The 18,725-nt window shown below is 62.1% G+C and carries 19 protein-coding genes and 1 pseudogene; 9 read left to right on the top strand and 11 right to left on the bottom strand.

The annotated features are described in order from the left end of the window. Positions 1-128 precede the first annotated feature (128 nt). From PG892_RS03390 to ilvY, 3 genes are all read right to left on the bottom strand, one after another. Positions 129-2,702 carry a bifunctional acetate--CoA ligase family protein/GNAT family N-acetyltransferase gene (locus PG892_RS03390; protein WP_210557235.1) on the bottom strand — a complete coding sequence of 858 codons (2,574 nt, stop codon included), beginning with the start codon at positions 2,700-2,702 and terminating at the stop codon, positions 129-131. Positions 2,703-2,792: 90 nt separating this feature from the next. Then, positions 2,793-2,984 (bottom strand): hypothetical protein, encoded by a 192-nt coding sequence (locus tag PG892_RS03385; protein ID WP_010676124.1) that lies wholly within the window; start codon positions 2,982-2,984, stop codon positions 2,793-2,795. Between the two features lie 107 nt (positions 2,985-3,091). Next, a complete protein-coding gene (gene ilvY, locus PG892_RS03380) occupies positions 3,092-3,985 on the bottom strand; it encodes an HTH-type transcriptional activator IlvY (protein WP_052816527.1) in 894 nt (297 codons plus the stop codon). Positions 3,986-4,178: 193 nt separating this feature from the next. On the opposite strand from ilvY, the gene ilvC reads away from it, so the two are divergent. Next, positions 4,179-5,660, top strand: coding sequence for a ketol-acid reductoisomerase (gene ilvC / locus PG892_RS03375; RefSeq protein ID WP_039041087.1), 1,482 nt, complete (start codon positions 4,179-4,181; stop codon positions 5,658-5,660). Between the two features lie 163 nt (positions 5,661-5,823). Here the strand turns inward: ilvC and pgi are convergent, their stop codons facing one another. Beyond that, on the bottom strand, positions 5,824-7,473 hold the full coding sequence (pgi, locus tag PG892_RS03370; RefSeq protein ID WP_201873054.1) for a glucose-6-phosphate isomerase: 1,650 nt from the start codon (positions 7,471-7,473) through the stop codon (positions 5,824-5,826). Positions 7,474-7,894: 421 nt separating this feature from the next. Here pgi and PG892_RS03365 point away from each other — a divergent pair, with 421 nt between their 5' ends. Then, on the top strand, positions 7,895-8,083 hold the full coding sequence (locus PG892_RS03365; protein ID WP_029314882.1) for a hypothetical protein: 189 nt from the start codon (positions 7,895-7,897) through the stop codon (positions 8,081-8,083). Positions 8,084-8,200: 117 nt separating this feature from the next. Here the strand turns inward: PG892_RS03365 and PG892_RS03360 are convergent, their stop codons facing one another. From PG892_RS03360 to coaBC, 5 genes and pseudogenes are all read right to left on the bottom strand, one after another. Then, positions 8,201-9,037 (bottom strand): mechanosensitive ion channel domain-containing protein, encoded by an 837-nt coding sequence (locus PG892_RS03360; protein ID WP_039040993.1) that lies wholly within the window; start codon positions 9,035-9,037, stop codon positions 8,201-8,203. A 173-nt stretch (positions 9,038-9,210) separates the two neighbouring features. Beyond that, positions 9,211-9,294: pseudogene (locus PG892_RS03355) on the bottom strand (nucleoid occlusion factor SlmA); the annotation flags it as partial. Between the two features lie 114 nt (positions 9,295-9,408). Further along, on the bottom strand, positions 9,409-10,005 hold the full coding sequence (gene slmA / locus PG892_RS03350) for a nucleoid occlusion factor SlmA (RefSeq protein WP_010676117.1): 597 nt from the start codon (positions 10,003-10,005) through the stop codon (positions 9,409-9,411). 70 nt (positions 10,006-10,075) lie between these two features. Then, positions 10,076-10,534, bottom strand: coding sequence for a dUTP diphosphatase (dut, locus tag PG892_RS03345; protein ID WP_010676116.1), 459 nt, complete (start codon positions 10,532-10,534; stop codon positions 10,076-10,078). 76 nt (positions 10,535-10,610) lie between these two features. Next, the gene (gene coaBC / locus PG892_RS03340) at positions 10,611-11,813 is read right to left on the bottom strand and encodes a bifunctional phosphopantothenoylcysteine decarboxylase/phosphopantothenate--cysteine ligase CoaBC (protein ID WP_042879081.1); all 1,203 of its coding nucleotides are present in this window, start codon (positions 11,811-11,813) and stop codon (positions 10,611-10,613) included. A gap of 148 nt (positions 11,814-11,961) precedes the next feature. Between coaBC and radC the strand changes: the two genes are divergently transcribed. The 6 genes from radC (at position 11,962) to PG892_RS03310 (ending at position 15,610) form a co-directional block, all read left to right on the top strand. Further along, positions 11,962-12,636, top strand: a complete 675-nt coding sequence (gene radC, locus PG892_RS03335; protein WP_039040991.1) for a RadC family protein — start codon at positions 11,962-11,964, stop codon at positions 12,634-12,636. 136 nt (positions 12,637-12,772) lie between these two features. Beyond that, a complete protein-coding gene (gene rpmB / locus PG892_RS03330) occupies positions 12,773-13,009 on the top strand; it encodes a 50S ribosomal protein L28 (protein ID WP_005307492.1) in 237 nt (78 codons plus the stop codon). Between the two features lie 11 nt (positions 13,010-13,020). Next, positions 13,021-13,188 carry a 50S ribosomal protein L33 gene (gene rpmG / locus PG892_RS03325; RefSeq protein ID WP_005323752.1) on the top strand — a complete coding sequence of 56 codons (168 nt, stop codon included), beginning with the start codon at positions 13,021-13,023 and terminating at the stop codon, positions 13,186-13,188. A gap of 90 nt (positions 13,189-13,278) precedes the next feature. Further along, positions 13,279-13,734 carry a hypothetical protein gene (locus PG892_RS03320; protein WP_041212007.1) on the top strand — a complete coding sequence of 152 codons (456 nt, stop codon included), beginning with the start codon at positions 13,279-13,281 and terminating at the stop codon, positions 13,732-13,734. Positions 13,735-13,748: 14 nt separating this feature from the next. After that, positions 13,749-14,561 carry a bifunctional DNA-formamidopyrimidine glycosylase/DNA-(apurinic or apyrimidinic site) lyase gene (mutM, locus tag PG892_RS03315; protein WP_113977645.1) on the top strand — a complete coding sequence of 271 codons (813 nt, stop codon included), beginning with the start codon at positions 13,749-13,751 and terminating at the stop codon, positions 14,559-14,561. A gap of 176 nt (positions 14,562-14,737) precedes the next feature. Further along, a complete protein-coding gene (locus PG892_RS03310) occupies positions 14,738-15,610 on the top strand; it encodes a VirK/YbjX family protein (RefSeq protein ID WP_109112306.1) in 873 nt (290 codons plus the stop codon). 74 nt (positions 15,611-15,684) lie between these two features. Here PG892_RS03310 and coaD read toward each other — a convergent pair whose 3' ends face one another. After that, positions 15,685-16,167, bottom strand: a complete 483-nt coding sequence (gene coaD, locus PG892_RS03305) for a pantetheine-phosphate adenylyltransferase (RefSeq protein WP_010676110.1) — start codon at positions 16,165-16,167, stop codon at positions 15,685-15,687. Positions 16,168-16,388: 221 nt separating this feature from the next. Between coaD and PG892_RS03300 the strand changes: the two genes are divergently transcribed. Further along, positions 16,389-17,432, top strand: coding sequence for a glycosyltransferase family 9 protein (locus tag PG892_RS03300; RefSeq protein ID WP_109112307.1), 1,044 nt, complete (start codon positions 16,389-16,391; stop codon positions 17,430-17,432). A 341-nt stretch (positions 17,433-17,773) separates the two neighbouring features. On the opposite strand, the gene PG892_RS03295 is transcribed toward PG892_RS03300, so the two are convergent. Next, a complete protein-coding gene (locus PG892_RS03295) occupies positions 17,774-18,550 on the bottom strand; it encodes a glycosyltransferase family 2 protein (RefSeq protein WP_113977698.1) in 777 nt (258 codons plus the stop codon). Positions 18,551-18,725 lie beyond the last annotated feature (175 nt).

Here is an 18,725-nt window from a genome sequence, read left to right as displayed (position 1 = left end):
CCATGCGAGAGTAGGACACTGCCAGGCACCCAATACAAGAAACCCCGCTCACTCGAGCGGGGTTTTTTATTGCCTGAAATTCACGTTATCCATCCATATCTGGTTGATTTACCACCACGATTGTATCGTTATACAACCTGATCAGCGCAGGGCAGCTCCATGTTGACTATCCCATCTTCCAGCTGAATATCGATCTTGAAACCGAGCCGTTTGGCCAGATTGATCATGCCGCGATTGCTGGGCATGGTCATGCCAGAGAGCTGGCCTATGCCACGCTCTCTGGCATAGCGCACGATCTTTTCCATCATCAACTTGCCGAGTCCGAGCCCTTTCAAGTCCGAGCGGACCAGGATGGCAAACTCCGCATCCGATTGATCCGGGCTGGCAATGGCTCGCACCACTCCCAGGATCTGCTGGCTGAAAGGGCCGTCCTGACCCACGGCGACGAAGGCCATTTCCCGGTCATAATCGATCTGGGTCATGCGGGCCAGCTCCTCATGTCCCAGCTCCCCCACGTCGGCGAAAAAGCGTTTGTACCTGTCTTCATCAGACACCTGCCGCACGAACTGCTTGTGGGCCGGCTCGTCTTCGGGGCGGATGGGGCGCAGCAGCACATGACTCTGATCTTTCAGCCAGGCACCCTCTTCCAGCTCGGTGGGATAGGGGCGAATGGCCAGTGGCAGCACTTGTTGTCCTCGCTCTGCCAAGACGAGCCGGGCATCCAGGATCACCATCTCTTCGCCACAGGCCTGCAGCGGGTGCAGATCCAGTTCTTGTATCTCGGGGAAGGCCAGCAGCAGCTCGGAGAGCTGGCACAGCACCTGGCCGAGGGCGTCGATATCGAGCCGTACCGGACTGGCCTGCTCGCGGATCTTGCCATCCTTGAGGGCACCAATGATCTGGTAGCGAGCCAGTGCCTGGTTGAGGGGAGGGAGTGCCGCGACCATCTCGCGGGGCTCGGCACCGGATTCCCCGAGCAGGATGACGGGGCCGAAGACCGGATCCTGTTGCAAGCGGATCCGCAGCTCCAGACCCCCACTGCGGCGTGCCATGCGTTGTACCAGAAGCCCTTCTATGCGGGCGCCAGGATCGTGCTGACGTACCCTGTCCAGAATGGCATCCGCCGCCTGGGCGACTTCCGCCGAGGTGCGCAGGTTCAGCATGACACCGTGTACATCGGATTTGTGGGTGATGTCGGGAGATCGCAGCTTCACCGCTACGGGGTAGCCGATCTGTTCTGCAGTCAGTGCGGCCTCGATGGCATCGGAAACGATCCAGGTCGCGAGGGTGGATAGCCCGGCTGCCTGCAAGATGGGGTGGGCCAGGTGGGTATCCAGTACCCGCTGTTGACGGTCCAGCGCTTGCCCAAGGAGCTGCTGGCAGCGCTCGACATCGAGCCTGTCGCCCTGCAGGGAGGCTGGTGTTTCCATCAACTGCTTCTGGTTGCGGCGATATTCCACCATGTGCATGAAGGCCGTGACGGCGCTTTCCGGGGTGCGATAGGTCGGGATGCCCGCCTCGTTGAACAGGCGTCTCCCCTCCTGGGCGGAGTATTCGCCTGCCCAGTTGGTCAGGATGTTGAATCGTCTGGCCCTGGGATGCTGCTTGATGAAGTCGATCAGGCTGCTGGCGAGGGTGACACCTCGGGCGGTGAGGGACGGTGCATGGATCAGCAGGATGGCATCGGCACTGTCCCCTTGGAGCAGCGTCTCGAGTGTACTCTTGTAGGCCTCGATATCTGCATCGCTGCCGATGTCGAGGGGTGGCATCGCCAGCTTGCCTCCCCGAGACAGCAGTACGTCTGCGGCCATGTTGGCGAGGCCGCGCCCGTTGGAGAGGATGGCGAGCCGCTCCCCCTTGAGGGTCAGGGAGTGGCTCAGGGTCTCGACAGTAGCAAACAGTTCGTGGGTATCCCGGACGCGCAGCATGCCAGCCCGGCGGATGGCGGCATCATAGACATTGTCGAGACCGTTGGCCGGGTCGTGCCGACCGCTCTTGAGGATCAGGATGGGTTTGTTGCGCGAGGCGGCACGGGCGGCGGAGAGAAAGTGCCTGGCATCGTGCAGCTTGTCCATGTAGATCAGGATGGCGCGGGTCGTCCCGTCCCGGGAGAGCTGATCCAGCAGTTGGCCAAAGTCGATGTCGCAATGATCGCCCAGGGAGATGAAGGCCGAGAAGCCGATTTCGCGCTGCTTGGCCCAATCCAGGATGGTGGTGCTGACCGCTGCCGACTGGGAGAGAAACGCCACCTGTCCCGGAGTCGCTGCAATGGGGGAAAAGCTGGCGTTGATACCCTGCCCGGGGAGCAGCATGCCCATGCTGTTGGGGCCGAGCAGCCGGATGCCGTATTGCTGGCACAGATGCTTGAGCCGCAGGCGCTCGTCAGTGGAGAACTGGGCGGCCAGTATGATGGCGGCTCCGGTTCCTTTCTTGCCGAGCTCCTCGATGAGCGGCAGTACCCGTTCGCGTCGGGTGCAGACGATGGCGAGATCGGGGGAGAGGGGAAGGCTCTCTATGTCCGGATAGGCGAGCACGCCAGCGATGGCCTGGCTGCGGGGGGCTACGGGTAGTATAGGGCCCTGGAACTGACCCGCCAGCAGGTGCCGGATGACCACATGGCCTGCTTTCTGCGGATCACTGGAGGCGCCGATGACGGCGATCGAGTGAGGTTTGAAGAGCCGATCCAGACCGCTTTGTTTCATGGGCACTCCTCGTGGTGGCCCCCGGGGCGAGGGGGGCGGATGGTGCCAGTCTAATACGCTTTGCGTGCGGGTTCTGTGACCGATTGCGGATCACGATCTGGCCAGTGCGCTGGCGCGCAGATAAAAGCGCAGCTCTCCCTGAATGCATTGGACCGTGGCGAGGTGCCTGTCCTGGAGATAGATCTCCTGCTCCCGATCGAGTTCATGGCGCTGGACCCCCAAGCTTTGCAGATATTCTGCGAACAGGATGGCACTGCGGATTTCGACAAGATGCTGGCTCACGCTCTATTCCTTGATGGTGGCTGGATGGTGCCGGCCAGTGTCCCCTCTTCTCCCCCACTTTCATACTGATACATTTGACACTCACTGTGGCTCCGACGCCTGCCGGATCAGCGAAGGCCTCCCTGGCCGCGTGCGGTGTCCCAGAAGGCGCGGATCAGCGGCTCTTCCAGCCGCTTCTTGAGCACGGCGATGCCGACGTCGAACGCCTTGAGCGCCGGTTTGGGCTCGACCACACGCACCTTCTCCCCCATGGGGCTGTGATCGATGACGGCGGCAGGCACGACACCCACACCGAAGCCGAGGGCCACCATGGCGACGATGCCCTCGTTGCCCGCCACTTCTGCATAGATGTTGGGAGCTATCCCCTTGTTGCGAAACCATTGATCACAGCGCTTTCGGGCCAGCCCCTGTTCGGAGAGGATCAGCGGCAGGCGCTCCCAGTCAGGTTCGCCCTGGGGGAACCACTGACCCTGCTGGGGGGCATTGCGGGGGGCGATGAACACCAGAGGGACTTGTTGCAGGCTGGCGAATTCCAGCTTGGACGAGAGCGCATCCGGCCTCGCTGCGATGGCGAGATCGGCTTCGTCGGCCAGGATCTTGTCCACTGCCAGTGCCGGGTCGCCGGTCTCCAGCTTGATCTCCAGCTGGGGATAACGGCGACGAAAGCGTTCCAGTACCTCGGGCAGCAGAAAGTAGCTGGCGGTAACCGAACAGAACACCCGCAGCCGCCCTTGCAGCGGCTCGTCGCTGCGCTTGAGCTCCTGTTTGAGTTGGCGCCACTCCTGCAGCAAGGCACCGCCAAACTCCCGCAGCTTGTCACCAGCAGGGGTGAGCCGCACCGAGCGGTTGTCCCGCTCGAACAGCACGCAGCCGGTCTCCTGTTCCAGTCGCTGGATGGCGCGGCTCAGGGTGGAGGGGCTGACCGCCATGGCATCGGCGCTTTTGCCGAAGTGGAGGGAGTCGGCGAGGTGGAGAAACAGTTCGAGATTGCGAAGGTCCATCTTTTTATTCCTGCGGCGTTGTCAGGCTCCCTGTAGCACGATGGCTCGGCGGTGGGAGATTGCGGGAAATCATATTTCAATTCCTGCAACGTACTATTTCGAATATATCAGTTCAGGCAATAAGTGTCCCGCGCTATAGTGGTTTCGACAACGCCGCTATCCGGCATGGAATCAATCGAACGGAGCAATCACCATGGCTAACTATTTCAACACCTTGAACCTGCGTCAGCAGTTGGCCCAACTGGGCAAGTGTCGTTTCATGCAGCGCGAAGAGTTCGCGGACGGCTGCAACGTGCTGAAGGGCAAGAAGGTGGTGATTGTGGGCTGTGGCGCCCAGGGCTTGAACCAGGGTCTGAACATGCGCGACTCCGGGCTGGACATCTCCTACGCCCTGCGCAAGGCCGCTATCACCGAGAAGCGCGCCTCCTGGCAGAAGGCCACCGACAACGGCTTCGTGGTCGGCACCTATGAAGAGCTGATCCCGACCGCCGATCTGGTGCTGAACCTGACTCCGGACAAGCAGCACTCCGACGTCGTCAAAACCGTGATGCCGCTGATGAAGCAGGGCGCCGCTCTGGGCTACTCCCACGGTTTCAACGTGGTGGAAGAGGGTCAGCAGATCCGTTCCGACATCACCGTCGTGATGGTGGCGCCCAAGTGCCCGGGTACCGAAGTGCGTGAAGAGTACAAGCGCGGCTTCGGCGTACCGACCCTGATCGCCGTGCACCCGGAGAACGATCCCCAGGGTGAGGGCATGGCCATCGCCAAGGCGTGGGCCTCTGCTACCGGTGGCGACCGTGCCGGCGTGCTGGAATCTTCCTTCGTCGCGGAAGTGAAATCCGACCTGATGGGCGAGCAGACCATTCTGTGCGGCATGCTGCAGGCCGGTTCCCTGCTCTGCTACGACAAGCTGGTTGCCGAGGGCACCGACCCGGCCTATGCCGGCAAGCTGATCCAGTTCGGCTGGGAGACCATCACCGAGGCCCTGAAGCAGGGCGGCATCAGCCTGATGATGGACCGTCTCTCCAACCCGGCCAAGCTGCGTGCCTTCGAGCTCTCCGAGCAACTGCGCACCCTGATGCGTCCGCTGTTCGAGAAGCACATGGATGACATCATCGCCGGCGAGTTCTCCCGCGGCATGATGGCTGACTGGGCCGAAGACGATGCCAAGCTGTTCGGCTGGCGCGAAGAGACCGGCAAGTCCGCCTTCGAGAATGCCCCTGCCTATGCCGGCAAGATCGCCGAGCAGGAGTACTTCGACAATGGCGTGGTCATGGTGGCCATGGTCAAGGCGGGTGTCGAGCTGGCGTTCGAAACCATGGTGGCCTCCGGCATCTATGAAGAGTCCGCCTACTACGAGTCTCTGCACGAGCTGCCGCTGATCGCCAACACCGTCGCCCGCAAGCGTCTGTACGAAATGAACGTGGTCATCTCCGATACCGCGGAGTACGGCAACTACCTGTTCGCCAACGCCGCCGTGCCGCTGCTGCGCGAGCACTTCATGCCGACTCTGCAAGCAGGGGACCTGGGCAGTGCCCGTGCCGAGAGCAAGGCGGTGGACAACCTGGCCTTGCTGGCTGCCAACGAAGCGACCCGCAACCACCCGATCGAGAAGATCGGCCAGACCCTGCGTGGTTACATGAAGGACATGAAGCGTATTGCCGTCGGCGGTTAAGCCTTCGCTGAGCGGCATCGGAAGGGGCGGGGATGACGATCCCCGTTACTGGCTGGCTTAGACACCTGGCCTGTCGTCCGGATGATGCAAACAGACAAATTGAAGCCTATAAAAAAGCCCCGCTCATCGAGCGGGGCTTTTGCATTCTGGAGGGCGGGAGCAATCAGGCCTTCCAGGCTTTCCAGGTGTTGATCAGGCCGTTGGTGGAGCCGTCGTGGCTGGTGACGGCCTCATCGGTGCCCAGCTCCGGCAGGATCTTGTTGGCCAGCTGTTTGCCCAGCTCCACACCCCACTGGTCGAAGGAGAAGATGTTCCAGATTGCGCCCTGTACGAAGATCTTGTGCTCGTACATGGCGATCAGGGAGCCGAGGGTTTTCGGGGTCAGCTGCTTGAACAGGATGGAGTTGGTCGGGCGGTTGCCTTCGAACACCTTGAACGGCACCAGATCCTTGACTTGCTCCAGCGTCTTGCCGGCGGCCAGGAACTCGGCCTCCACCGCTTCCTTGCTCTTGCCGAAGGCCAGGGCTTCGGTCTGGGCGAAGAAGTTGGCCAGGAGCTTCGGATGGTGGTCACCGATGGGGTTATGGCTGATGGCCGGCGCCAGGAAGTCGCAGGGGATCAGCTTGGTGCCCTGATGGATCAGCTGGTAGAAGGCGTGCTGGCCGTTGGTACCCGGCTCACCCCAGATGATGGGACCGGTCTGGTAGTCCACCGGATGGCCGTCGCGATCCACGTACTTGCCGTTGGACTCCATGTTGCCTTGCTGGAAGTAGGCAGGGAAGCGATGCATGTACTGATCGTACGGCAGGATGGCTTCGGACTCGGCACCATGGAAGTTGTTGTACCACAGGCCGATCAGGGCCAGCAGTACGGGCACGTTCTGTTCATAGGCGGCAGTGGCGAAGTGCATGTCCATCTCGAAGGCGCCTTGCAGCAGGGCCTCGAAGTGCTCGAAGCCGAGGGAGAGGGCGATGGGCATGCCGATGGCGGACCAGGAGGAGTAACGGCCGCCGACCCAGTCCCAGAACTCGAACATGTTGTCGGTGTCGATGCCGAACTCGGCCACGGCCTTGCCGTTGGTAGACAGGGCGGCGAAGTGCTTGGCCACGTGAGCCTTGTCGCCGGCGTGACCGAGGAACCAGTCGCGGGCGGTCAGGGCGTTGGTCATGGTCTCCTGGGTGGTGAAGGTCTTTGAGGCCACCAGGAACAGGGTGGTTTCCGGATCGATCTTCTTGAGCGTCTCGGCGATGTGGGTGCCGTCGACGTTGGAGACGAAGTGCATCTCCAGGTGATTCTTGTAGGGGCGCAGGGCCTCGGTGATCATGACGGGGCCCAGATCGGAGCCACCAATGCCGATGTTGACCACGTGCTGGATGGCCTTGCCGGTATAGCCCTTCCACTCGCCACTGATGACCTTCTCGCAGAAGCCCTTCATCTTGGCCAGTACGGCGTTCACTTCCGGCATCACGTCCTTGCCGTCAACCTCGATGGGACGGTCGGAGCGGTTGCGCAGGGCGGTGTGCAGTACGGCGCGTCCTTCGGTCATGTTGATCTTGTCGCCGTTGAACATGGCGTCGATGGCGCTGCGCAGATCGGTCTCGCCAGCCAGGTTCACCAGCAGCTTGAGGGTCTCTTCGGTGATCAGATTCTTGGAGTAGTCGACCAGGATGTCGCCACCGAAGGTGAGGGAGAACTTGTCAAAACGCTTGGGATCCTGTGCGAACAGATCCTTGAGACGCATCTCCTTGTTGGCTGCAAAATGGGCTTCCAGTGCCTGCCAGGCCTGGGTCCGGGTTGGATTGATATTTTTCATAGGATTATCAGTCTTCCAAGTTGTGTTTGAACCTTGCAGGCAAGGCTCCCGCCAAACCTTATTATGCGAGCATTATACCGGGCACTCCGTGCGCCCCGTGTAACAGAGCATTACCAATTGTCTGCAACGAGGGAGTGTACAACCAAAACAGTGCGATTATGAGTCACCCAGTACCCCGGGATCTTGCGTTTGCGCATGCTTGTTCGGGTTGAAAAGGCTTTCATTTCAAGGGGAGCGCGGCCGTGGCTCTGGAAAGCTGGCGTGACAGATCAAAGGGTATTCAACAGACGCTCATCGGACGGTTTTTTGAGCAGGCGCAAATGGTGGACAACAGACGCTGGCTACCATATGAGCCGAATGGACGAGATCTCCCAGGGATGGCCAAGGTATGGAATCAATGGTGTGGAATGAGGAGATCGAGATGAAAGCCCTGTTATCCCTGTTTGCCCTGAGCCTGATCGCCACCGGCCTCATCGGTTTGCTGACCCTGACGCTGGCCAATGCGGCGCCGACGCTGGAGATCCGCGTGTTGGCGGTGATCGGAGCCGTGCTGGGGGGCTATGTGCTGATGCAGCCCCTGCTCAACCGGGTCGCACGTCGGCTGGGGTGAGAACGCAGTGCTATCTGGTGCGCAAGACCGGCCTGTGGCCGGTTTTTTTCATGTCACAGCAAGGCAGAAACGACAGTGCCAGCCCGAAGGCTGGCACTGGAGAACGCACACCGAGGATCAATCCGCCGTCTTCTGCATGTGGACCACACGCTGGGGGAAGGGGATCTCGATGCCCTCGGCGTCGAAGGTGAGCTTCACCTTCTCGTGGAAGTCGAACCAGACACCCCAGTAATCACCGGTCTTGACCCAGGGACGCACCACGATGTTGACTGAGGAGTCGGCCAGCGCGGCAACGGCAATGGTGGCTGCCGGCTCCTTCAGGATGCGGGGCTCTTCGCTCACCAGCCGCTCCAGGATCTGTTTGGCCTTGCGGAGATCCGAGCCGTAGCCGATGCCGAAGGTCATGTCGACGCGGCGGGTATCCATGCGCGAGTAGTTGACGATGGTGCCGTTGAGGATGGCGGAGTTCGGCACTACCACCATCTTGTTGTCACCGGAGGTGAGGGTGGTGGTGAAGAGCTGGACCGATTGCACAACGCCATTGGTGCCTGCCACCTCGATAAATTCCCCTGCCTTGATGGGGCGGAAGATGATGAGCAGGAAACCGGCGGCAAAGTTGGAGAGAGAGCCCTGCAGCGCCAGACCGATGGCCAGACCGGCGGCACCGATAATGGCGACGAAGGAGGCGGTCTGCACCCCGACCCGGCCCAGGGCGGCGATCACCACGAACACCAGGATGGTGTATTTGAGGATGCTGCCGACGAAGTGGGTGACGGTGGTGTCCAGCTTGCGGGTCTGCATCACCTTGACCACGCCACCGCTGAGAAGGTTGGCTGCAATGTAACCGACCAGCAGGGTGATCAGGGCGGCGGCGATGTTGACCGCATACTCGATGATCAGCCCCTGGTTGTTGGTCAGCCAGGTCTGTGCTTCGGTAATGATCTCGGGTTCCATAGGATGTCCTGTTGGTGTGAAGATTTATGGCAGATGAATCTAACACTTGAGCGCGACAAGCTGGGTCGCATCTGGTGCTTGTCTTTTCTTTTGTGCCACAAAAAGCAAGGGAGGCCAAGGCCTCCCGTTTTGTCACAACCCTGCTGGCGCAGGAGCGCATCGAATGTACGCACTCAGCTTTGCAGCAGCTGGCTGCGGATGAACTGCCACTGATCCTCAAAGCCGGCAGTGGGCTTGATTGTGAACTCGGAGCGGACGTGCATTGGTTGATGCGGTCTGCTGGCTCAGCTTTGCAGCAGCTGGCTGCGGATAAACTGCCACTGATCTTCAAANNNNGGAGAGACGTGCATTGGTTGATGCGGTCTGCTGGCTCAGCTTTGCAGCAGCTGGCTGCGGATAAACTGCCACTGATCTTCAAACCCGGCGGTGGGCTTGATTTTGAACTCCGAGCGGACGAACTGGCTGATGCGGCCCTCGGTATAGGCCAGCAGCAGGTTGGCCAGCATGGTCTCGTCGAGCTGGAAGCCCTGGCCTTCCCGCAGCCGTTTCTCGCGCAGTACCTGCTTGATCTGGGTCTCCAGCTTGTCGAACAGAATGCTGATGCGATCCCGCAGCCGATCGTGTTCGCCCAGCAGGGCATCGCCATTGAGAATGCGGGTGATGCCGGGGTTGCGCTCGGCAAACACCAGCAGCAGCTGCAGTATGTGATGGCAGCGGGCCATGGTGTCCTTCTCTTCGGCCATGATCAGGTTGACCCGTGACAGCAGGGAATCCTCGATAAAGTCGATCAGCCCCTCGAACATCCTCGCCTTGCTGGGAAAATGCCGGTAGAGGGCCGCCTCGGACACGCCCACCTCGGCCGCGAGGCGTGCCGTGGTGATGCGCTGGCCCGGGCTGGTTTCCAGCATGTGGGCGAGTGCCTGCAGGATCTGATCGCGCCGACTCTGTTTCTGGTTACTGCTTGCCATGGATTCCCCTAAAAAAACAATGGCTTGATTCTATTATTTGGCACGTGCCCCAGGGGGCCGTGTGGTCTTGTTATTGGCGACCAGAAGAACCAAACCCGCCTTCACCCCGTTCACTCTGATTGAATTCGTCGACCAACTGGAAGCTGGCCTGTACCACCGGCAGGATCACCAGCTGGGCGATGCGCTCGCCAGGCTGCATGGTGAAGCTGTCGTTGCCACGGTTCCAGACCGAGACCATCAACTGACCCTGGTAGTCGGAGTCGATGAGGCCGACCAGGTTGCCCAGCACGATGCCGTGCTTATGGCCGAGGCCGGAGCGGGGCAGGATGGTGGCGCACAGACCCGGATCCTGGATGTGAATGGCCAGCCCGGTCGGCACCAGAGTGGTGTCGCCCGGGGCCAGGGTCAGCGGGGCATCCAGCAGGGCGCGCAAGTCCATGCCAGCGGAGCCCGGTGTGGCGTAAGCGGGCAGCGGGAAGTCGGTGCCGATGCGGGCATCCAGGATTTTCAGTTCAATTTGTGTCGTCATGAATCTTTTTCAATTGGATCGCCTGGCGATCGGGTGGTACTGCAGGAGCCTGGGGCTCCCGGCATGTTCAATGGGCTCAGGGTCGATAATGGCGTGCAATCAGGGCGACAAGATGACGGGCGAGCGTCAGCTTATCGGCCAGGGGCAGGGCGGCTTGACCCCCTTGCCAGAAGACGGTCAGGGCGTTGTCATCGGCATTGAAACCCTGGCCTGCACGGGACACATCGTTGGCTGCGATCATGTCCAGCCGCTTACGTCGAAGTTTGTCGAGGGCGTATTGTTCCACATCCACGGTTTCGGCGGCAAATCCGACGGTGAAGGGTTTGTCTGACAACGCCCCCACATCGGCGATGATGTCGGGGTTTTTGACCAGGGTCAGCTGCATTTGGTCGTTGTCGCCGGTCTTCTTGATCTTTTGCTCGGCCACCTGGGCGGGACGGTAGTCGGCGACGGCAGCGCAGCCGATAAAGAGGTCGCACTCACCGACCCGGCTCATCACCGCTTCGTGCATCTGCAGGGCACTCTCCACATCGATGCGGGTAACGCCGGCCGGGGTGGCCAGTGCCACCGGGCCGCTCACCAGGGTCACCTCCGCGCCCGCTTCGCGCGCGGCGCGGGCGATGGCGTAGCCCATCTTGCCGGAGCTGTGGTTGCTGATATAGCGCACCGGATCCAGCGCCTCGCGGGTCGGCCCGGCTGTGAGCAGCAGCCTGACGCCTGCCAGGAGTGGCTCGGCGGCGAGCTGCTGGCAGCAGCGTTCCACCAGTTCCAGGGGATCCAGCATCCGGCCCGGGCCCACATCGCCGCAGGCCTGGCTGCCGGAATCCGGCCCCCACAGCTGAATGCCGCGTTCGGCGAGGGTCTGGAGGTTGGCCTGGGTGGCGGCGTTGCGGTACATCTGCTGGTTCATGGCTGGCGCCAGGGCGACAGTCGCCGGGGTGGCCAGGCAGAGGGTGGTGAGCAGCTCGTCCGCCATGCCGGCGGCCATGCGGGCCATCAGATTGGCGCTGGCGGGGGCGATCAGCACCAGATCGGCCCACTTGGCCAGCTCGATGTGGCCCATGCCCGCCTCGGCAGCCGGGTCCAGCAGACTGTCGGCCACCGGGTGGCCTGAGACGGCTTGCAGGGTCAGCGGGGTGATGAACTCCTTGGCGGAGCGGGTCATCACCACTCGCACCTCGGCCCCCTGATCTTTCAGGCGACGTACCAGTTCGGCACTCTTGTAGGCGGCGATCCCGCCACTGACACCCAACAGGATGCGTTTATCGGCCAATCTCATCTGCTGCTTCTCTTCCGGCTCACTCTGACTGGTCGGCTAAGATAGCACAGGCAATGGGTGGCGACAGAGGCTGACATGGGGGAGTTGTGGTCGGGCTCGCGGGATTCTTTGCTATGTTTTCTCTCAATAGCCATGTAGGGAGAGACAAATGAGCATCAAGGAGTGGCCGGAAGAGGAGCGCCCGAGGGAAAAGCTGCTGCGCCGAGGAGCGGCGACGCTCTCCGATGCCGAACTGCTGGCCATCTTCCTGCGCACCGGGGTCAGCGGGTTGAGTGCGGTGGACCTCTCCCGCCAGTTGTTGCAGCAGTTTGGTTCCCTGCGGGCACTGCTGGGAGCCGAGCAGCAGGATTTTTGTGGCGCTCACGGGCTGGGACCTGCCAAGTATGCCCAGTTGCAGGCGGTGCTGGAGATGGGGCGGCGCCATCTGGCCGAACAGTTGCAACGGGGAGAGGCGCTCACCTCGCCAGGGCTCACCCGTGACTTTCTGCAAGCCCAGTTGCGGGATCGGGGGCGGGAGGTGTTCGCCCTGCTGCTGCTCGACAACCAGCACAGGGTCATCCGGTTTGTCGAACTTTTTTACGGCACCCTCGACTCGGCGAGCGTCTGGCCCAGAGAAATCGTGCAGATCGCGCTCAAACATAATGCAGCCGCCGTGATTCTGGCGCATAATCACCCGTCCGGCGTGGCCGAGCCCAGTCGGGCGGACCGCCAGATCACGGATCGGATCTTGGCCGCCCTGGCCCTGGTCGATATCAGAGTGCTTGATCACCTGGTGATCGGTGATGGCATCACGGTTTCTTTCGCAGAGCGTGGTTGGTTGTGACTGGGCTCTGGCACTGTATTAGTTGATCTTTGATCACGGATGCTGTATAAAATGCCGCCTTCTGTTTGCCCCGCAATCGAAGGCCAGCGGGGCAGATATTTGCTCGAGCAATGAAGTAAGATTTGGAGAGACTGACATGTCTAGAGTATGCCAAGTAACCGGCAAGCGCCCGGCAGTTGGTAACAACCGTTCGCACGCTAACAACGCTACCAAGCGTCGTTTCCTGCCGAACCTGCACACTCACCGTTTCTGGGTTGAGAGTGAAAAACGCTTCGTGAGCCTGCGCGTATCCGCAAAAGGCATGCGTATCATCGACAAGCGCGGCGTTGAAGTGGTTCTGGCTGAACTGCGTGCCAGCGGCGTTAAGGTATAAGGAATTAGATCATGGCTAAAGGTATTCGCGATAAGATTCGCCTGAACTCCAGCGCCGGTACTGGTCACTTCTATACCACTACCAAGAACAAGCGCACCATGCCCGAAAAAATGGAGATCAAGAAATTTGATCCCGTGATTCGTCAGCATGTGATCTACAAAGAAGGCAAAATCAAGTAATTACTTGGTTTCGCTGCAAAAACCCGGCCTCGTGCCGGGTTTTTTTATGGCTGGAATTCAGTACACTGCCGATTCGAAGGGAGGCTAGCCATGTTCAAACTGAGCCGCAAAGGCTGGAACAACGTGATCATCGTGGTCGTGTTGATCGTCATTACCCTGTTGCACCGGCTGGAGCAGGCCCAGCAGGAGAACAGTGCCAAACGCGCGCGTCCGCTGTTGCCGGAGAGTGCCGTGGTGCTGACCTGGCAGGGACCGAGCTGGCAGATAGAGCGTATCGGCCAGGGCTGGCGCAGCGCGCCGGATCTGGGGCTTGGCAGCACCCAGCTGGCGGCCCGCATCGAGGCGTGGCAAGGCTGGCTGCTGCCCCCCGGCGAGCCCGTGCGCGGCACCCCGGTGACCCTCAAGATCTGGATCGCCGGACAGAGCGATCCGGTGGAAGTCGGGCTCTATCAGGACGACGGCAAGTTTGCCGCCCTGCTGCCCTCCTCGACCTGGCTCAGCCTGAGTCAGGCGCAATACCGTGACCTGATGCGTCCCATTCCCTGAACGAGAGATCGCCCATGCCTGAATTACCGGAAGTCGAAGTCAGCCGCCAGGGCATCTCCCCCTGGCTTACCGGCATCAAGGTGACCCGCGTGGTGGTGCGGGACGGCCGCCTGCGCTGGCCCGTGCCCGGCGAGATCCAGGAGCTGGTGGATCTCACCATCCACCGCGTCAGCCGCCGCGCCAAATACCTGTTGCTGGAGACCGACTTTGGCACCGCCATCCTGCATCTCGGGATGTCCGGCAGCCTGCGGGTGCTGGACATCGGCACCCCGGCCGAGAAGCACGATCATGTGGATATCGAGCTGGCCAACGGCAAGCTGCTGCGGCTCAACGATCCGCGCCGTTTTGGCGCCCTGCTGTGGACCCGCGAACCGACCGAGGCCCATGCCCTGCTCGCCAAGCTGGGGCCGGAACCCCTCACCGATGCCTTCCATGCCGATTACCTGCGGGAGCGGGCGAAGGGGCGCAGCACCGCCATCAAGCAGTTCCTGATGGACAACCACGTGGTGGTCGGGGTGGGCAACATCTACGCCAACGAGGCGCTCTATGCCGCCGGCATTCATCCCAGGCGGGCGGCAGGCAACATCAGCGCCGAGCGGCTGGGCACCCTGGTGAGCGAGATCAAGCGGGTGTTGGCCGAAGCCATTCGCCAGGGGGGCACCACCCTCAAGGATTTCACCAGCGCCGACGGCAAGCCGGGCTATTTCGTCCAGCAGCTGCAGGTTTACGGCCGTGGCGGCCAGCCCTGTTTCCACTGCCACACCCTGCTCACCGAGGTGAAGATGGGCCAGCGAACCACGGTGTTCTGCTCCCACTGCCAACGCTGAAAGTGGGATTTTTGAGCCGGAACCGGCCAAGTTGTAAGAGAGTATTTCCGGTCTGTTGAAGCGGCGTCAGCCCATGACTACTATCTCGCCAGTTCAGGCTGCGAGGTAATAAAATGACAGCTAAATCAATAGACTGGGAACATTTATCCCGGCAGGGGCACTATTGTGCCCACGATATGGCCTGCTTCCTCTATCCCGAAGACAGCGCCCGCAAGACCTTCAATCGCGGCAAGTTTTTGCTGCGCAGTCTGCTCTACCGTGCGCAGTTGAACCGGGTATTCGAGCTGTTCCAGAGCGCCCCCCTGCGGGCGCTTCCCGCCCGCCACCCCGAGCTGCTCGACAAGCCGATGCGCCCCTATCGCTTCGCCTGCTCGACGGTGAACCAGCGGGTCAAGATGGTGGAGGATCACTACCGCCTGCTGCTGGGCCTGTACCCCGAGCTCATCGACCCGCTCTATCTGGGGGAGGGGATAGTGCTGGGCCATTATCCCGATGGCGGCTGGCGCATCGTGCTGCGTCACGACGGCACCTTCCGCAGGGAGGCGGAGCTGGCGCTCTCCATCGTCAACGCGCGGGGGGAGCGACTCTACAGCTGTGCCTTCTCCCTGGCGGGCAACGAACAGGAGCTGGCCCTGGTGATCGGGTCGGTGCAGGGGCCAGAGCCCTGTGTCGAGCAGCCCCAGGAGCAGGTGCGGGCATTGACCCGGGCGGGTCAGGGTCTGAGGCCCAAGTCGCTGGTGGTGATGCTGGTGATGGCGCTGGCCGGGGCCATGGGGGCCCACCGGGTCTGTGCGGTGCGCATGAAGGCCCACATCTTCCAGGCAAGACGGTACAGCAAGAAGAAGAAAGCCTGCCTGCAGGCGGACTACGACGAGCTGTGGCAGGAGTTTGGCGCCCTCGATCAGGACGCCAACTTCGTGCGGCTGCAACCCGTGGTGCGCAAGCCGCTGGAGGAGATCGCCTCCAAGAAGCGGGCCATGTACCGGCGCCGTTACGAGTGGCTCGATCAGCTGGAGCTGGCGATCCGCCAGCAGTTTGCCCGCAGCTAGGCGTGCAGTGCGTTGATGCAACAAGGGCTACCCGCGGGTAGCCCTTGTTCGTTTCTGCCCATCAGGGGAGGGGATTAGCGCTGCTGCCTGGCGGCGATGGCCTGAGCCACCAGGGGGTCGACGAACTGGTGGATGTCACCTCCGTGCAGCGCCACCTCCTTCACCAGGGTGGAGGAGATGAAGGAGTTCTCCTCCGCCGGGGTGAGGAAGACGCTCTCCAGGGTGGGCATCAGGCGACGGTTCATGTTGGCGAGCTGGAACTCGTATTCGAAGTCGGAGACGGCGCGCAGGCCGCGGATCAGCACGTTGGCCTGCTGCTCCCTGGCAAAATCCACCAGCAGGCCTGAGAAGCCCACCACCTTGACGTTGGGCAGGTGAGCCGTCACCTGCCGAGCCAGCTGAACGCGCTCCTCGAGATCGAACAGCGGCCGTTTGCTCGGGCTGTTGGCCACCCCGACCACCACCTCGTCGAACAGTCTGGCGGCGCGGCCAATGAGATCGGTATGGCCGTTGGTGATGGGGTCGAAGGTGCCGGGATAGATTACCTTGTTGGTCATGCTGCTGATTCCTGAAACCGGAAAACTGGTCGCATTATAGGGGCTGTTGCCGGTTTGTCGCGACCGGGATGGCGCGGATTTCTGGCGCTGATCGGCGGCCGGGGTCGCACAAATCGGAGCCCCGTGGCGTCTTCGCTTGAGAATCGCCCTGCATCAGGCAAGAATACCCGCATCGCGCATCAAGCCTCCTTCGCTGGTGACAGGGAGCATAGGGATTTTTTATGAAACGTATTCTGGTAGTCCGCAATGACAAGATTGGTGACTTCATGCTGGCGTGGCCGAGCTTTGCCATGCTCAAGCGCTCCATGGAGTGTCATGTGACTGCCCTGGTTCCCGCCTACACGGCGCCCCTGGCCCGCCTCTGCCCATGGATCGACGAGATCATCCTGGATCCTGGTGCCCGGGCCGACAAGGAGCAGCAACGCGCCCTGCTGGCGCGCATCAAGGCGGCCGCCTTCGATGCCTCCATCTGCCTCTTCTCCAACACCCGCAATGCCAAGCTGGTGTGGAAGGCGCACATTCCCTACCGGCTGGCCCCGGCCACCAAGCTGGCCCAGGTGCTCTACAACCAGCGCCTGGTGCAGCGCCGCTCCCGCTCCCAGAAGCCGGAGTACGAATACAACCTGGATCTGGTGCGCCGCTTCCTCGCCGATCAGCATCAGGCTGTGGTAGAGCCACAAGGACCCTACCTCGGCTTCGACCCCGAGAGCCTGCTGCAGGTGCGCGAGCAGGTCGCCGCCCGTCTCAGGCTCGACGCCAGCCGCCCCTGGCTGATGGTGCATGCGGGCAGCGGCGGCTCGGCCAACAACCTCTCCATCGAGCAGTACTCGCGCCTCATCATCAAGCTCAACCAGGCCTGTCCCGAGTTGCAGTGCGTGTTGACGGCAGGGCCGGGGGAGGAGGGGAAGGCGGAGCAGTTGGCGGCCGAACTGCTGGCCCATGGGGGCAACGGCTGGATCTATCGCTCCGACGAGGGGCTGCCGAAGTTCTGCCAGGTGATGGCCAACGCCGCCCTGTTCGTGGCGGGCAGCACGGGGCCCCTGCACATCGCTGCGGCCATGGACGTGCCGACCGTCGGCTTCTTCCCGGCACACCGTTCGGCAACGCCGCTGCGCTGGCGGCCGCTCAACGGCGAGGGGCGCCATCTGCCCTTCAGCCCGCCGGAAGACAGCGACCACCCGGAGGACATGAGCCAGCTCGATCCCAAGGCGATGGCGGCAGAGATCGCCCGCTGGGCGCAGCCCTTCTGGCGCGCCGAGCGCTGAGAGCGCACACAGAACATACAGACAGGGCCCCGCAGGGCCCTGTATTGTATGGGGATGCGCCTTACTGGCAGGCCAGCCTACCGGACGTGGTCCCCGACAGCCCCCTTGACGGGCCGGCCCGGGCCCCGGGCAGGGGAAACCTGTCGGTATAAGCCGGAGTCGGGTCATGTTGCCAATATCCATGCATTCGGCTTATAGCGGCCAGTTTTCGTCCGTGGCGCCCGGGTTTGCGCCGTGAGCGGCCCCGCGAGGGCTGCGCCCGCTCCATGGCAATAGGGTTTGCCCCTTGTCCCGCTGGAACAAGGGGTGAGTGATTAATGGGATGTTTGAGGCGCGATGCCCTATTTCGGCTGCTGGAGCTGCTGGCGAACCCAGAGATCGGCGTATTTGACGAAGGTGGAGTGGGCGGAGAGAATGGCCAGCAGCAGGCCCTGCTTGCCGTCGAGGAAACCGGCCTTGAGCAGGTACATCTTGAGGAAGCAGCCGACGGCGTGGACCAGCCCCTGGCCGAGGGATCCCTTCTTGCCGCGGGCGGTGCGCTGATCGGCCCATGCGCGGGCATAGCCGGCGGATTTGACCAGGTAGTGTTCCAGATCCCGGTAGGTGTAGTGGAGGAGGTCGCCCTGCAGGTTGACGATCTTCATGTTGGCGCGCACCTCCACCTTCTCGTGTACCAGCGCCTCGTTGTAGCCGGTCAGCGCCTTGGGGTAGAGGCGCAGCACCCGATCCGGGTACCAGCCGCTGTGGCGGATGAAGCGGCCGAACACCCAGGAGAGGCGCGGGATGGAGTAGATGGTGTCGCTGGCCGGGTTGGCCATGACCCCCTGGATGGCTTCCCTGAGTTCCGGGGTGAGCCGCTCGTCCGCGTCCAGCCACAGCACCCACTCCGACTGGACATGGGACTGGGCGAGGCGGCGCTGACGGCCGAAACCGGGCCAGGTGGTGTTGACGAAGAAGCGGGCGCCAAATTCGGCGGCGATGGCCGGGGTGTCATCCTGACTGCCGGAGTCGAGAATGACGATTTCATCCGCCAGGCCTTCGAGGGAGGCGAGGCAGGCACGGAGGTTGTCGGCTTCGTTCTTGACGATCAGGACGGCCGCCAGGGTCGGTTTTTTCACAGGCAAGGGACTCTTGTTGGTGCCCGGCGGGCGGGTCATGCTCGGATTGGCGCCCATTCTAGCCTAAAACCCCGCGCGGGGCATGACCCGAGGGCCCGGTGGACCCGCTTTTGAATGCGGGGGAAGGGGGATCTCTGCTACCCGGCAGTCTGTGGCCCAGGGCACGCCGTGTCCG

The sequence above is a fragment of the Aeromonas sp. QDB68 genome (genome assembly GCF_027707405.1).
Lineage (GTDB): Bacteria > Pseudomonadota > Gammaproteobacteria > Enterobacterales > Aeromonadaceae > Aeromonas > Aeromonas caviae.
This window is presented reverse-complemented; position numbering and strand designations above follow the sequence as displayed.